Here is a 13,499-nt window from a genome sequence, read left to right on the forward strand (position 1 = left end):
GCAGTCCACGTGGCGCTGTTGGAGGTGAGCGACCTGTCGGTCGTGTTCGCCCGTAAGGGCGAGCGGCCGGTGACGGCGGTCGACGGGGTGTCGTTCTCGGTCGACGCCGGCGAGGTGGTCGGCCTGGTGGGCGAGTCGGGGTGCGGGAAGAGCGTCACGTCGCTGGCGATCATGCGGCTGCTGCCCCCGCGCGGCGTCCGGATCGGCGGTAAGGCCGAGTTCGACGGCATGAACCTGCTCGAACTCCCGCAGTCGGCGATGCGCGACATCCGCGGTCGCGACGTGGCGATGATCTTCCAGGACCCGTTGTCGTCGCTGAACCCGGTGGTCCCGATCGGCATCCAGGTCATCGAGGTGCTCGAACGGCACCGCGGCATGAAGGGCGAGGCGGCGCGCCGGGAGGCGGCGAGCCTGCTCGACCGGGTCGGCATCCCCGACCCGAACCGTCGGCTCAAGGAGTACCCGCACCAGCTTTCCGGCGGGATGCGCCAGCGCGCCCTGATCGCGATGGCGGTGGCGTGCGCGCCGCGTCTCCTGATCGCCGACGAACCGACCACGGCGCTCGACGTCACCATCCAGGCCCAGATCCTGGAACTGCTCAAAGAGCTTGTCCGGGACTCGGGAACAGCGCTCCTGATGATCACCCACGACCTCGGCGTGGTGGCCGGGCTGTGCGAGACGATCAACGTGCTGTACGCCGGGCGGGTGGTGGAGACCGCGCCCCGCCGCGTGCTGTTCGGCGAGCACCGGCACCCGTATACGGTCGGGCTGCTGAAATCCATCCCGCGGCTCGACTCGCCCCGGGGCGAGCGGCTGATCCCGATCACCGGCTCGATGCGCGACGTGCTGCCGTGGCCCGAGGGGTGCGCGTTCACGCCGCGCTGCTTCAACGTGGTCGACGCGTGCGTGGGCGAACCGCCGGAACTGCGCCACACGGGCGCCCATGCGTACCGGTGCGTCAACCCGGTGGCCGAGAAGGAGGTGGCGGCGAAGTGACCGCGTCCCTCTCCAAGGACTCGACGGGGGAGCCCACCGAGGCTCCCCTCGTCGAGGTCAAGGATCTCAAGGTGCACTTCCCGATCACGCGCGGCGTGATCTTCGACAAGGTGATCGGGTTCGTCAAGGCGGTCGACGGGGTCGACCTGTCCATTCCGCGCGGCAAGACCTACGGCCTGGTCGGCGAGTCCGGCTGCGGCAAGTCGACGCTCGGCCGGGCGATCCTGCAGCTGACCCCGTCGACCGGTGGCACGGTGACGTTCGACGGCACGCCGATCACGAGCCTCGGCCCCGGAAAGCTCCGGGAGATGCGTCGCCGGATGCAGATGATCTTCCAGGACCCGCTGTCGAGCCTCGACCCGCGCCAGAACGTCGAGTCGATCCTGGTGGAAGGGCTGGCCGCGCACGGCATCGGCGCCAACCGCGACGAGCGCCGCAAGCGCGTCGCCGAGACGCTCGACGCCGTGGGCCTGCCGCGCTGGGCGCTCTCGCGCTACCCGCACGAGTTCTCGGGCGGCCAGCGGCAGCGCATCGGCATCGCCCGGGCGCTGGTGCTCGGGCCCGACCTGATCGTGGCCGACGAGCCCGTCTCGGCCCTCGACGTGTCGATCCAGGCCCAGGTCATCAACCTGCTGGAAGACCTGCAGGACCAGCTGAACCTCACCTACCTGGTGATCGCACACGACCTGGCCGTGGTGCGGCACATCGCCGACGTGGTCGGTGTCATGTACCTGGGCGCGCTGGTGGAGGAGGCGTCCAGCGACGACCTGTACGTCCAGCCGCTGCACCCGTACACGCGGGCCCTGATGTCGGCCGTACCGGTACCCGACCCCGACGTCGAAGACCAGCGGGAGCGCATCCTGCTGGCCGGCGACCTGCCGTCACCGGCGAATCCGCCGAGGGGCTGCCGGTTCCACACCCGCTGCCCGTGGGCCCAGCCCACGAAGTGCGTGGACGAGCGTCCGGTGTTGCGGGTGATCACCGGCACGTCGGACACCCACCGGGTGGCCTGCCACTGGGCCGAGGACATCCAGAGCGGCGTGCTCCAGCCGCACGACGTCCGCGCCGAGTTGGTCAAGCCCGCCAGCGACGGCGAGATCTCGATACCCGAGGTGCTGGACCCGACCGCCTTCGACCCGCACTTCTAGATTTCATAACCTGAGCACAGCCTCCCGACAGGTTCGCACCGGATAGTCCTGGGCTGACCCACCTGTTTGGAGGCATCACGATGACCCGTACCCGTCGCAAGGTCACGCTCGCCGGCATCGGGGTCGCCGGCGCCGGCGGCCTGCTCGCCCTGGTGCTCGCCGGCCCGAACGTCGCCTTCGCCGACCCGTCACCCAGCCCGTCCGGCTCCGCCTCGGCGTCGGCCGGCAGCGGCAAAGGCCAGAGCAAGGCCGACCGGGAGGCCGCTCGGGAGGCCAAGGAGAACGAACTGGCCGAGAAGTTGGCCAAGGAGCTGGGCGTCGACCAGGCCAAGGTGAAGGCCGCGCTCGACAAGATCCAGGCCGAGGACCAGGCCGCGGCGAAGACCGAACGGCTCGCGGCGCTGAAGCAGCGCCTCGACCAGGCCGTCAAGGACGGCAAGCTGACCCAGGCCGAGGCCGACGCCATCTACAAGGCCGCCGAGAACGGCACCCTCCCGGCCGGTGGCGGCCCGGGCGGCGGGCACCGCGGCGGTCGCTAGATCGTCGACGCGGTGCGTCGAGTGGTGATCGGTCGATGAGTGGTCCATTGTGGACTCATGCGCGTGCTCGCCGGTCTCCTCGCAGTTCTTCTCGTGGCCGGTTGCACGCCGATCGACGACGGCGGGCAGCCGGCCACGGGCGTCAGCGGCAGCGGGAACGTTCCTGGCGGCAACGCCGCACCGGCCGACGTGACCCAGGCGCTCAACGCCCTCACCGTGGCCGCGTCCCGCCCGATGAGCGGGTACTCGCGGGAGAAGTTCCCGCACTGGCGGCGCGTCGACGAGAACTGCGACGTGCGCGACGTCGTCCTCAAGCGCGACGGCACCGGCGTCGAGGCCACCGCCACCTGCAAAATCACCAAGGGATCGTGGACGAGCGTCTACGACGGCAAGAAGTTCACCGATCCGCAGGGCCTGGACATCGACCACATGGTGCCGCTCGCCAACGCCTGGCGGTCGGGCGCCGACAAGTGGACCGAGGAGCAGCGCACCGAGTTCGCCAACGACCTCACGCGTCCGCAGTTGATGGCGGTGTCCGCCGCGTCGAACCGGTCCAAGGGCGACCAGGACCCGTCGCAGTGGAAGCCGCCGCAGCAGAGCTACTGGTGCGAGTACGCGCGCCGGTGGATCACCGTCAAGTCCTTCTGGGGGCTCAGCGTGACCGAGCGCGAGAAGGCCACCCTTCGGGAGATGCTGGGATCATGCTGACCGCTGACATCGTTGCCGGCCCCGGCGGAGTGATGACCGACGAGGTCGGCGTCGTCACCGGCGACCTCACGCTGCAGAGCGACGTCACCGACGGAAACTACGTGCTGAAGGTGCAGTACAAGGGCGCCGACGAGTGGTACACGGTGACCGGTGCCACGACCAGGGCCCGCAAGGACGCGCTCAACGCCCTGCACACCCTGGCCGTGGCTCTGCTCAACAGACCTAACGGTTGACCGCGCTCGCGATCGCGCGCAGCGACGCGGTGACGATGTTCTCGTCGACGCCGACACCCCAGCACGCGTCGCCGCCGCCGACCGAGCACTCCACGTATGCCGCCGCCCGGGCGTTCTCGCCCGAGGTCAGCGCGTGCTCGGCGTAGTCGAGCACCCGAACGTCGACGTCCACAGTGGACAGAGCCTTCACGAACGCGTCGATCGGGCCGTTGCCGATGCCGTTCAACGACTTCTCGACACCGTCGAGCGTCACGTCGACGACGAGCGAGACCCCCGCCGCACCCGTCGACGCCGTGTACCCGCGCAGCGACAGCCGCCGCTCGGTGAGGTACTCGGTCGCGAAGATGTCCCACATCTGCGCCGGCGCGACCTCGCCGCCCTCGTCGTCGGTGCGCCGCTGCACCACGCCCGAGAACTCGATCTGCAGCCGCCGCGGCATGTCGAGCTGGTGCTCGGCCTTCATGATGTAGGCGACGCCGCCCTTGCCGCTCTGCGAGTTCACCCGGATCACGGCCTCGTACGAGCGCCCGACGTCGCGCGGGTCGATCGGCAGGTACGGCACGCCCCAGGTGAACGTCTCCACGGGCGATCCCGCGGCGGCAGCGTCGCGCTCCAGGAACTCGAAGCCCTTCTTGATCGCGTCCTGGTGCGAGCCGGAGAACGCGGTGTACACCAGGTCACCGGCGTACGGATGGCGCTCGTGCACCGGCAGCTGGTTGCAGTACTCGACGGTCCGCTTGATCTCGTCGATGTCGCTGAAGTCGATCTGCGGGTCGACGCCCTGGCTGAACAGGTTCAGGCCCAGCGTCACCAGGTCGACGTTGCCGGTGCGCTCGCCGTTTCCGAACAGGCAGCCCTCGACCCGGTCGGCGCCGGCCAGCAGGCCCAGTTCGGCGGCCGCGACCGCGGTTCCCCGGTCGTTGTGCGGGTGCAGGCTCAGGATCACCGACTGTCGCCGCGGCAGGTTGCGGTGCATCCACTCGATCGAGTCGGCGTACACGTTGGGCGTGGCCATCTCGACGGTCGCCGGCAGGTTGATGATCAGCGGACGGTCGGGCGTCGGGTCGATCACGTCGATCACCGCCGAGCAGATCTCCAGCGCGTACTCCAGTTCGGTGCCGGTGTACGACTCGGGGGAGTACTCGTAGAAGATCTCGGTGTCGGGCGTGATCGCCTCGGCGAACTTCTGGCACAGCCGCGCGGCGCTCGTCGCGATGTCGGTGATGCCGTCCTTGTCCAGGCCGAACACGACGCGGCGCTGCAGCGTCGAGGTCGAGTTGTAGAAGTGGACGATGGCCCGCTTCGCCCCGCGCAGCGACTCGTACGTGCGCTCGATCAGGTGGTCGCGGCACTGCGTCAGCACCTGGATGGTGACGTCGTCCGGGATCATGTTGTTCTCGATCAGCGACCGGACGAAGTCGAAGTCGGTCTGGCTGGCGCTCGGGAAGCCGACCTCGATCTCCTTGTAGCCCATCTGCACCAGTAACTGGAACATCCGCCGCTTACGCTCGACCGACATCGGGTCGATCAGGGCCTGGTTGCCGTCACGCAGGTCGACGGCGCACCACCGGGGCGCCTTCTCGATGGTGCGGGAGGGCCACTGCCGGTCGGGCAGGGATACGGAGTAGGGCGCCGCGTATGCGCGGTACCGGTTGACGGGCATCCGGCTCGTGTTCTGCCGGGCAATGGGATCTGCGGTGGGTGCCGACACATCAGTCATGGTGGTCAAACTCCAAGGGTCATGAAGCGAAATGCAGGAGATTGACCGGCGAACGCGCGGCAAGAAAAGGCAGCGCGCCTACTCCGCGACGAGGTGCCGGCCGGATGGGGCCTCGTCGCGGCAGCCAAGAAGGAGTAGCGCCGTCCACATGACCCGTAGGACGCTACGTGATCAGCGGCGGTCCCGCCAGCATCGGTCCCGGATGGTAGGAACAACCGGTGAGCGAACGTCATCCGGCCGAGGGACTCCTCGCCGACCTCGGCATCACCCCTGTCGACGGGCGCGGGCTCGGCCCGGTGTGGGCGTTCCACGCCCAGGCCGGCGAGCTGGTTCCGCTGTGGCGACGCCTCCGCGACGCCCATGACCGGTCGGGGCTGTGGCCCATCCTGATCGGCCCGGACTACGAAAGGTTCACCGAGTCCTTCGAGATGAGCGTCGACCAGGACACGGCACCCCAGGTCGCGCGGGGGCTCGCGATGGACGTCGACGCCGGCCTGGCCGAGCTGAAGGGCAACCTCCTGTCGTGGACGGGCGACCCGACGTCGCGACCGCCGCGCGGGTCGGTCGACGGCGGTGAACCGCCCGATGGGGAGCGGTTCTACCTCGCGAAGAAGGCCGGGTGGATCGCGCTCGTGCGAGCCGACGCGGGTCACCTGGTGCCCGGCCTGCTCGACTGGGACGGCGCGGCCAACCACGAGGTCGAACCCGCCCTCCACGTGGCCGTGCTCAAGCAGTGGCACGAGCGTTTCGGCGCCGAACTGGTGGGGCTCGGCCGCGACGTCATCGAACTGCGGGTGCCGCACCCGCCCACCGATCCGGCCGAGATCCTCGCCGTCGCCGAGCAGCAGTACTGGTACTGCCCGGACGTCGTCGACCAGGGCGTCGGCACGCTCGACGGCCTGATGGCGGTGCAGGTGCCGGCCCGCAGCTGGTACTTCTGGTGGGACTAACGCCGTGACGAGGACGCCGTCGGCGCCGGGGGAGCGGACGTGTTGAGCGGGGCGCCGTTCGACACCGGGCCGGCGAGGTCGGCGGTCGGTGGGGCCGGGCCGGGCGCGCCGGCGAGCGTCAGGGTTCCGAACTTGGTCTTGAAGCCGGTCGGCATGCCGTCGTCGCCGTAGCAGAAGATGCCGGGCTCGATCGGCGGCGCGATCGACACCGTGGTCGGCTCCACCGAGAAGCAGGCGCCGGACACGTTCGGCAGCAGCGGCGCCGTCGCCACCGACAGCGCGGCGTTCGGGTCGGCCAGCGCGGCGGCCCAGTCGGTGAACGGGTGGTGCACCTTCGGGTCGACGGACGCCGGCACCGTGCCCGCGGCCCGGGCCACCCGGACGCACCCGCCACCGGCCGAGCACTGGTAGACGCCCTCCGCGCGGCCGACCATCGACACCGCCGTCCGCCCGTTCTGGGCACCGCCGGGGATGTCGACCCGCCACGTCCCGTCCGCTGCGAGCGTCACCGTGACCGTGCGTTGGGAGCCTGCGCCCGTCCACGAATATGCCGCCGTGAAACGGCGGTCCTTGGCCGTGGCGACGCGGCGCGCGAGGTCGCCGCGCGGCCCGACCGCCGCGGCGGCCGCCGGCGCCTGCGACGCGCTCGGATCCGGCGTGGGGGCGTCGGAACCGCAGGCCGCGAGGCCGAGAGCGGCGGTGACGAGCGCCACGGGATACGCGGTTTTCACCGAAAACCGCGTGCCAGGCGCGACAATCCACGCGCCAAACCGGACGAGACGGGCGTTCACCCGGCCATTGTCGGGCACGAGCGGGTCGGATCGTGGGACCGCCACTCCCTGGCCGTCCCATGCGCCGGTACGCTCGGTGCCGCGATCCGGGACGGTCCGTTCAGGGCCGGAGACGTTTGGTGAGGTGGAATGGCACTCATCGTGCAGAAGTACGGCGGGTCATCCGTCGCCGACGCCGAGCGCATCAAGCGGGTCGCCGAGCGGATCGTCTCCACGCGGAAGGCCGGCCACGAGGTGGTCGTGGTCGTCTCGGCGATGGGGGACACCACCGACGAACTGCTCGACCTGGCCTCCCAGGTGAGCCCGGTGCCGCCCGGCCGCGAACTCGACATGCTGCTCACCAGCGGCGAGCGCATCTCGATGGCGCTGCTGGCGATCGCGATCCACAACCTCGGCTACGAGGCGCGCTCGTACACCGGCTCGCAGGCCGGCGTGATCACCACCTCGGTGCACGGCCGGGCGCGGATCATCGACGTCACGCCGGGCCGGTTGCGCAACGCGCTCGACGAGGGCGCGATCGCGATCGTCGCCGGGTTCCAGGGCGTCGCGCAGGACACCAAGGACATCACCACGCTCGGCCGCGGCGGGTCCGACACCACCGCGGTCGCGCTCGCCGCCGCGCTGAACGCCGACGTCTGCGAGATCTACACCGACGTCGACGGTGTGTTCACCGCCGACCCGCGCATCGTCCCGAACGCGCGGCACATCAAGACGGTGACGTACGAAGAGATGTTGGAACTTGCGGCGTGCGGTGCGAAGGTGCTGATGCTGCGCTGCGTCGAGTACGCCCGCCGGTTCGCGTTGCCGATCCACGTGCGCTCGTCGTACACCAGTAAAGACGGCACGATCGTCGCCGGAGCGATGGAGGATCTTCCGTTGGAGCAGGCACTCATCACCGGGGTCGCGCACGACCGCAGCGAGGCGAAGATCACGATCGTCGGCGTCCCCGACGAGCCCGGCATCGCGGCGAAGATCTTCGTCACCGTCGCCGACGCCGAGGTCAACATCGACATGATCGTGCAGAACGTGTCGACGGAGGGCACCGGCGCAACCGACATCTCGTTCACGCTGCCCAAGGACGACGGCCCGAACGCGATGGCCGCCCTGAACAAGATCCGCGGCGACATCAAGTTCAAGACCCTGCTGTACGACGACCACATCGGCAAGGTGTCGCTGATCGGCGCCGGCATGCGGTCGCACCCCGGCGTCGCGGCGAAGTTCTTCGCGGCGCTCGGCGCCGCCGGGCTCAACATCGAGATGATCTCCACCTCGGAGATCCGCGTCTCGGTCATCTGCCGCGACACCGACCTCGACGCCGCGGTCCGCGCGGTGCACGACGCGTTCGATCTGGGTGGTGACGAGGAAGCGGTCGTCTACGCGGGGACGGGCCGGTGACTACGCTTCCGTCGCTCGCGGTGGTCGGGGCGACGGGCGCGGTCGGCACGGTGCTCTGCGAACTGCTGTCGTCGCGGCGCAACGTCTGGGGCGAGCTGCGGCTGGTCGCGTCGCGGCGGTCGGCGGGACGCAGGTGCGTGGTCCGCGGCGAGGAGTTGACCGTCCAGGAGCTGAGCCCCGGCGTCTTCGACGGCGTCGACGTGGCGATGTTCGACGTGCCCGACGAGGTGGCGGCCGACTGGGCGCCGATCGCCGTCAAGCACGGCGCCGTGGCGGTCGACAACTCGACCGCGTTCCGGCTCGACCGCGACGTGCCGCTCGTGGTCCCGGAGATCAACCCCGAGCAGGTGCGCAACCGGCCCCGCGGGATCATCGCCAGCGCGAACTGCACCACGGTCGCGATGATCGTGGCGATCGCGCCGCTGCATTACGAGTACGGGCTGCGCGAGCTGGTGCTGGCGTCGTACCAGTCGGTGTCGGGCACCGGCAAGGCCGGCGTCGACACGCTGCTCGACCAGCTCGACCGGGTGGGCGGCGACCGCGAACTGGGCTCGCGCAGCGGCAACGTGCGCCGCGCCGTTGGCGACGACCTCGGTCCGTTCCCGGCGCCGATGGCGCTCAACGTGGTGCCGTGGGCGGGCGGGCTGCGCGACGCGGGCTGGTCGTCGGAGGAGCTGAAGCTGCGCAACGAGACCCGCAAGATTCTCGGCCTGCCCGACCTCAAGGTGTCGGCGACGTGCGTGCGCGTCCCGGTGGTCACCGGGCACTCGGTGGCCGTCCACGCGGTGTTCGGCACCGAGGTCGACGCCGAGCGCGCCCGCGAGGTGATGCGGAACGCGCCGGGCGTGATCCTGGTCGACGATCCGGCGGCGGGCGAGTTCCCGATGCCGATCGACGCGGTGGGCACCGACCCGTCGTGGGTCGGCCGCATCCGCCGGTCGCTCGACGACCCGCGGGCGCTCGATTTCTTCGTCACCGGCGACAACCTCCGCAAGGGTGCCGCCCTGAACACCGCGCAGATCGCCGAGTTGCTGGCCGAGGAGCTCACGTAAAACGGGTCGCACGGGACGCGGAGATCACCGCATCCTTGACCGTGTGACCATCACCGATCTGACCGCGCGTAGAGACGCGGCCAGGCCTCTCGCGGCGCTCAGCGCGGTTGAAGGGGCCGACACAGCGCTGACCATCGAATCCTCCGACGCCCCCGACACCGTCGTCGACCTGCTGTTCCTGGCCGAGTTCACCAAGGGCAACCAGCCGCACGCGAAGCAGAAGAGCCTGTCCCGGCCCAAGCCGAAGGCGCCGCTGTGCCCCGCCGACGCGCGGTTGCTCCGCACGTCCACGGCCGGGCACCGCACGGTGTGGCTCTACGCCGGCGACGGCTACACGCTGCGCGTCTCGCGCTGGCGCGGCGGCACCGCCGAGCTCACGGTCACCGCGGTGACCGCCGACCTCGCGAAGGCCGTCCTCAAGGCGTCCACCCGCGACTCCGAGCTGCCCAAGCCGCCGAAGAAGGAAGCGGTGAAGGTCGGCTTCTGGCACGCCACCACCAGTTACGTCCGGCGCGAGCGGTTCATCACCGCCCAGTCGTGGGACGCCGTGCGGCCGAACTACGCCGGCGACGCCACCGCCGCGCTCGACCGGCTGATGAACGTCACCCGCGCCGACGTCCAGGGCCGGCTCCTGCTGCTGTACGGGCCGCCCGGTACGGGCAAGACCACGGTGCTGCGCACCTTGGCGTCGCGCTGGCGCGACTGGTGCCAGTTCGACTGCGTGCTCGACCCGGAGCGCCTGTTCTCCGATCCCGGCTACCTGGTCGAGGTCGCCGTGGGCGAGGACGACAACGACCGCCGCTGGGGCCTGCTCCTCCTGGAGGACTGCGACGAACTGATCGGCGGCGGGGCGCGGCACGCGTCGGGGCAGGCGCTGTCGCGACTGCTGAACCTCACCGACGGCATGCTGGGCCAGGGCCGCGACGTGCTGGTGGCCATCACCACCAACGAAGACGTGTCGCGGCTGCACCCGGCGGTGGTTCGGCCCGGCCGCTGCCTGGCCCGCATCGAGCTCGGCCCGCTGCCGTTCGCCCAGGCCGCGGAGTGGCTGGGCCGCACCGACGGCATCCGCCCCGAGGGCGCGACGCTGGCTGAGCTCTACGCCCTGCGTGACGGCACCGAGCCGTTCACCGCCGAAGCGGCGCCGGCACCGGTGAGCGGGATGTACCTTTGACGTTCTCTCCGCCCCGGTGTCCGGGCAGATGCCCGTCGACGGGGTGAACCGGTCGATCTTCCCGAAGGCCCGTCCAGCGCGGGCGGCGGACCCCCACGTCGCTGATCTTGCAGTTGTGCTCGCCGAAAAACGGGCGAATTCCGGCGAAAGGGCGGACACAACTGCAAGATCGATGCGGTGAGGGCGGCCCGGCGCGCCGCGGCGCGGACGGGGTGGTGCGGGGGTCAGGTGCCGGCGCGGCGGCCGAAGGTGTGGACCGTCGAGTTGTAGGGGAGGAGGTTCCACAGTTCCTTGGCGTCGGACCGCAACAGGTTGACGCACCCGTGCGAGCCGTTGCCCATGTTGTGCAGGTACGTCGTGGTCTCGTGGAAGCCCTGACCCGCGGTGAAGTGCTGCCAGTACGGTAGCCACACCTTGTACGGGATCGACCACTCCTTGATGTTGCGCTCGTTGATTTTGAACTTGCCGACCTTGGTGGCGTAGCCCTTGTACCCCGTTCGGACGACCGTCGGGCCCCACACCACAGTGCCGTCGGCCTGGACCACCCAGGTTGTCTGCTGGGTGAGGTTGACGCACGCGGTGAGGCCGCTCGCGGCGGGCTGGCACTTGGACCGCTCGGCCGGCGTGAGGCTGGCGGCGATGCGCCGGGCCACGTCGGCGGTGGTGGGGCCGGCGCGGCCGTTCGACGGGCTGATCCCGAACCGCTTCTGGAACGCCACGATCGTGGCGCAGTCGGCCGGGGTCTGCTGGCCGTCGACGACGATCGGGCCGTACTTGCCGATCGCGGCCAGGGACGTCTCCACCTCGCGCTGCTTGTCGCCGACCGGGCAGCCCGCGGCGGCCTTCGACGAGGACGAGGACGACGGGGACGCGACGACAGGCGCCGACGTGGGACTGGTGGCCGTGGCGCTGGTGGGTACGACGCTGGACGGCGACGGATTTCCGGTGCCCGGATCGGCGGTGGGCGTCTCGAATGAGGTGGATCGGCCGGGAGTGTCGCGACCGGGGCCAGCCACGGCATAGGCCGCGCCCCCGAAGAGGACGGCCGCCGCGACCGCGGCACCGATCAACCATCGACGCATCACTGACCTCCTTACCATTCAGACGCGGCGGACCCCGGAGATGGTTCCGACCTGGGGCACACTTGCTGGGTGACCGACGGCCCCCTCATCGTGCAGTCAGACAAGTCCCTGCTTCTCGAGGTCGACCACCCGGACGCGCTCGCCTGCCGGATGGCGATCGCGCCGTTCGCCGAGCTCGAGCGCTCGCCGGAGCACATCCACACGTACCGCCTCACCCCGTTGGGCCTCTGGAACGCGCGTGCCGCCGGCCACGATGCAGAGAGCGTAGTCGATGCTCTGCTGCGCTACTCCCGGTATCCGGTGCCGCACGCGCTGCTGGTCGACGTGGCCGAGACGATGGACCGGTACGGGCGGCTGCAGCTGCTGAACCACCCGTCGCACGGGCTGGTGCTCAAGGGGCTCGACAAGGCGGTGCTCACCGAGGTCGCCAAGAGCAAGAAGCTGGCCGGCATGTTCGGCGACAAGGTCGAGGAGGACCTCATCGCCGTGCACCCGTCGGAGCGCGGACGGCTCAAGCAGGGCCTGCTCAAGCTGGGCTGGCCGGCGGAGGACCTGGCCGGCTACGTCGACGGCGAGGCGCACGAGATCGCCCTGCACGAAGACGGCTGGCAACTGCGCGCCTACCAGCAGCAGGCGGTCGACGGGTTCTGGGCCGGCGGCTCCGGCGTGGTGGTGCTGCCGTGCGGCGCCGGCAAGACGCTCGTCGGCGCGGCGGCGATGGCCACCGCCAAGGCCACCACGCTGATCCTGGTGACCAACACCGTGGCCGGGCGGCAGTGGAAGCGCGAGCTCGTCGCGCGCACGTCGCTCACCGAGGACGAGATCGGCGAGTACTCCGGCGAGCGCAAGGAGATCCGGCCGGTCACGATCGCCACGTACCAGGTGCTCACCACGCGGCGCAGCGGCGTATTCACCCACCTCGACCTGTTCGGCGCCCGCGACTGGGGTCTGATCATCTACGACGAGGTCCACCTGCTCCCGGCGCCGATCTTCCGGTTCACCGCCGATCTCCAGGCCCGGCGTCGGCTCGGCCTCACCGCCACGCTGGTTCGGGAGGACGGGCGTGAGGGCGACGTCTTCTCGCTCATCGGCCCGAAGCGGTACGACGCTCCCTGGAAGGACATCGAGGCACAGGGCTGGATCGCGCCGGCCGAGTGCATCGAGGTGCGCGCCACGCTCACCGACGACGAGCGGATGGCGTACGCCGTCACCGAGAACGAGGAGAAGTACCGCGCGGCGGCCACCGCCCGCACGAAGCTGCCCATCGTGAAGGCGCTGGTCGACAAGCACCAGGGCGAGCAGATCCTGGTGATCGGCGCGTACCTGGACCAGCTGCACCAGCTGGGCGAGTTCCTTGACGCGCCGATCGTGCAGGGGTCGACCACGAACAAGGAGCGGGAACGGCTCTTCGACGAGTTCCGGCGCGGTGACCTGAAGACCCTGGTGATCTCGCGGGTCGGTAACTTCTCGATCGACCTGCCCGAAGCCGCCGTGGCGATCCAGGTGTCGGGGACGTTCGGCTCGCGGCAGGAGGAGGCGCAGCGGCTCGGGCGGGTCTTGAGGCCGAAGGCCGACGGGCGGCAGGCGCACTTCTACACGGTGGTGTCCCGCGACACGATCGACACGGAGTACGCGGCGCACCGGCAGCGGTTCCTCGCCGAGCAGGGGTACGCGTACACGATCGTCGACGCCGACGACGTGCTCTCCTGAC

13 protein-coding genes are annotated in these 13,499 nt (G+C 70.3%); 10 read left to right on the forward strand and 3 right to left on the reverse strand.

Going from position 1 to position 13,499, the window contains the following annotated elements; all coding sequences use genetic code 11:
- Positions 1 to 9 precede the first annotated feature (9 nt).
- The 5 genes from Vau01_RS37055 to Vau01_RS37075 all read left to right on the forward strand — a co-directional run bounded on the left by Vau01_RS37055 (position 10) and on the right by Vau01_RS37075 (position 3,624).
- The gene (locus Vau01_RS37055; RefSeq protein ID WP_204003330.1) at positions 10 to 996 is read left to right on the forward strand and encodes an ABC transporter ATP-binding protein; all 987 of its coding nucleotides are present in this window, start codon (positions 10 to 12) and stop codon (positions 994 to 996) included.
- On the forward strand, positions 993 to 2,144 hold the full coding sequence (locus Vau01_RS37060; RefSeq protein ID WP_204003337.1) for an ABC transporter ATP-binding protein: 1,152 nt from the start codon (positions 993 to 995) through the stop codon (positions 2,142 to 2,144). Before Vau01_RS37055 ends, Vau01_RS37060 begins: the two co-directional genes overlap by 4 nt.
- 80 nt (positions 2,145 to 2,224) lie before the next feature.
- The gene (locus tag Vau01_RS37065; RefSeq protein WP_204003340.1) at positions 2,225 to 2,683 is read left to right on the forward strand and encodes a hypothetical protein; all 459 of its coding nucleotides are present in this window, start codon (positions 2,225 to 2,227) and stop codon (positions 2,681 to 2,683) included.
- 57 nt (positions 2,684 to 2,740) lie between these two features.
- Complete coding sequence (locus Vau01_RS37070; RefSeq protein WP_204003347.1) at positions 2,741 to 3,391, forward strand: HNH endonuclease family protein; 651 nt, start codon at positions 2,741 to 2,743, stop codon at positions 3,389 to 3,391.
- Positions 3,385 to 3,624: a hypothetical protein gene (locus Vau01_RS37075; RefSeq protein WP_204003350.1), complete on the forward strand. Its 240-nt coding sequence runs from the start codon at positions 3,385 to 3,387 to the stop codon at positions 3,622 to 3,624. The genes Vau01_RS37070 and Vau01_RS37075 overlap by 7 nt, the downstream gene beginning before the upstream one ends.
- Here Vau01_RS37075 and leuA read toward each other — a convergent pair.
- Positions 3,614 to 5,344 carry a 2-isopropylmalate synthase gene (gene leuA / locus Vau01_RS37080; protein WP_239152162.1) on the reverse strand — a complete coding sequence of 577 codons (1,731 nt, stop codon included), beginning with the start codon at positions 5,342 to 5,344 and terminating at the stop codon, positions 3,614 to 3,616. The genes Vau01_RS37075 and leuA overlap by 11 nt on opposite strands.
- Positions 5,345 to 5,562: 218 nt before the next feature.
- Between leuA and Vau01_RS37085 the strand changes: the two genes are divergently transcribed.
- On the forward strand, positions 5,563 to 6,294 hold the full coding sequence (locus tag Vau01_RS37085; RefSeq protein WP_204003352.1) for a DUF4253 domain-containing protein: 732 nt from the start codon (positions 5,563 to 5,565) through the stop codon (positions 6,292 to 6,294).
- Here Vau01_RS37085 and Vau01_RS37090 read toward each other — a convergent pair.
- Positions 6,291 to 7,025: a hypothetical protein gene (locus Vau01_RS37090; RefSeq protein WP_204003354.1), complete on the reverse strand. Its 735-nt coding sequence runs from the start codon at positions 7,023 to 7,025 to the stop codon at positions 6,291 to 6,293. The genes Vau01_RS37085 and Vau01_RS37090 overlap by 4 nt on opposite strands.
- 189 nt (positions 7,026 to 7,214) lie before the next feature.
- Here Vau01_RS37090 and Vau01_RS37095 point away from each other — a divergent pair, with 189 nt between their 5' ends.
- Genes Vau01_RS37095 through Vau01_RS37105 form a run of 3 tightly spaced genes read left to right on the forward strand, consistent with a single transcriptional unit; the run spans position 7,215 to position 10,706 of the window.
- Complete coding sequence (locus Vau01_RS37095) at positions 7,215 to 8,480, forward strand: aspartate kinase (protein ID WP_204003356.1); 1,266 nt, start codon at positions 7,215 to 7,217, stop codon at positions 8,478 to 8,480.
- Positions 8,477 to 9,532, forward strand: coding sequence for an aspartate-semialdehyde dehydrogenase (locus tag Vau01_RS37100; RefSeq protein ID WP_204003365.1), 1,056 nt, complete (start codon positions 8,477 to 8,479; stop codon positions 9,530 to 9,532). Before Vau01_RS37095 ends, Vau01_RS37100 begins: the two co-directional genes overlap by 4 nt.
- Before the next feature lie 43 nt (positions 9,533 to 9,575).
- Positions 9,576 to 10,706: a DUF5925 domain-containing protein gene (locus tag Vau01_RS37105; protein ID WP_204003378.1), complete on the forward strand. Its 1,131-nt coding sequence runs from the start codon at positions 9,576 to 9,578 to the stop codon at positions 10,704 to 10,706.
- Between the two features lie 224 nt (positions 10,707 to 10,930).
- Here Vau01_RS37105 and Vau01_RS37110 read toward each other — a convergent pair whose 3' ends face one another.
- On the reverse strand, positions 10,931 to 11,788 hold the full coding sequence (locus Vau01_RS37110) for a L,D-transpeptidase family protein (protein WP_204003380.1): 858 nt from the start codon (positions 11,786 to 11,788) through the stop codon (positions 10,931 to 10,933).
- A gap of 69 nt (positions 11,789 to 11,857) precedes the next feature.
- On the opposite strand from Vau01_RS37110, the gene Vau01_RS37115 reads away from it, so the two are divergent.
- The gene (locus Vau01_RS37115; protein ID WP_204003388.1) at positions 11,858 to 13,498 is read left to right on the forward strand and encodes a DNA repair helicase XPB; all 1,641 of its coding nucleotides are present in this window, start codon (positions 11,858 to 11,860) and stop codon (positions 13,496 to 13,498) included.
- Position 13,499 lies beyond the last annotated feature (1 nt).

Source organism: Virgisporangium aurantiacum, from assembly GCF_016863635.1.
GTDB lineage: Bacteria > Actinomycetota > Actinomycetes > Mycobacteriales > Micromonosporaceae > Virgisporangium > Virgisporangium aurantiacum.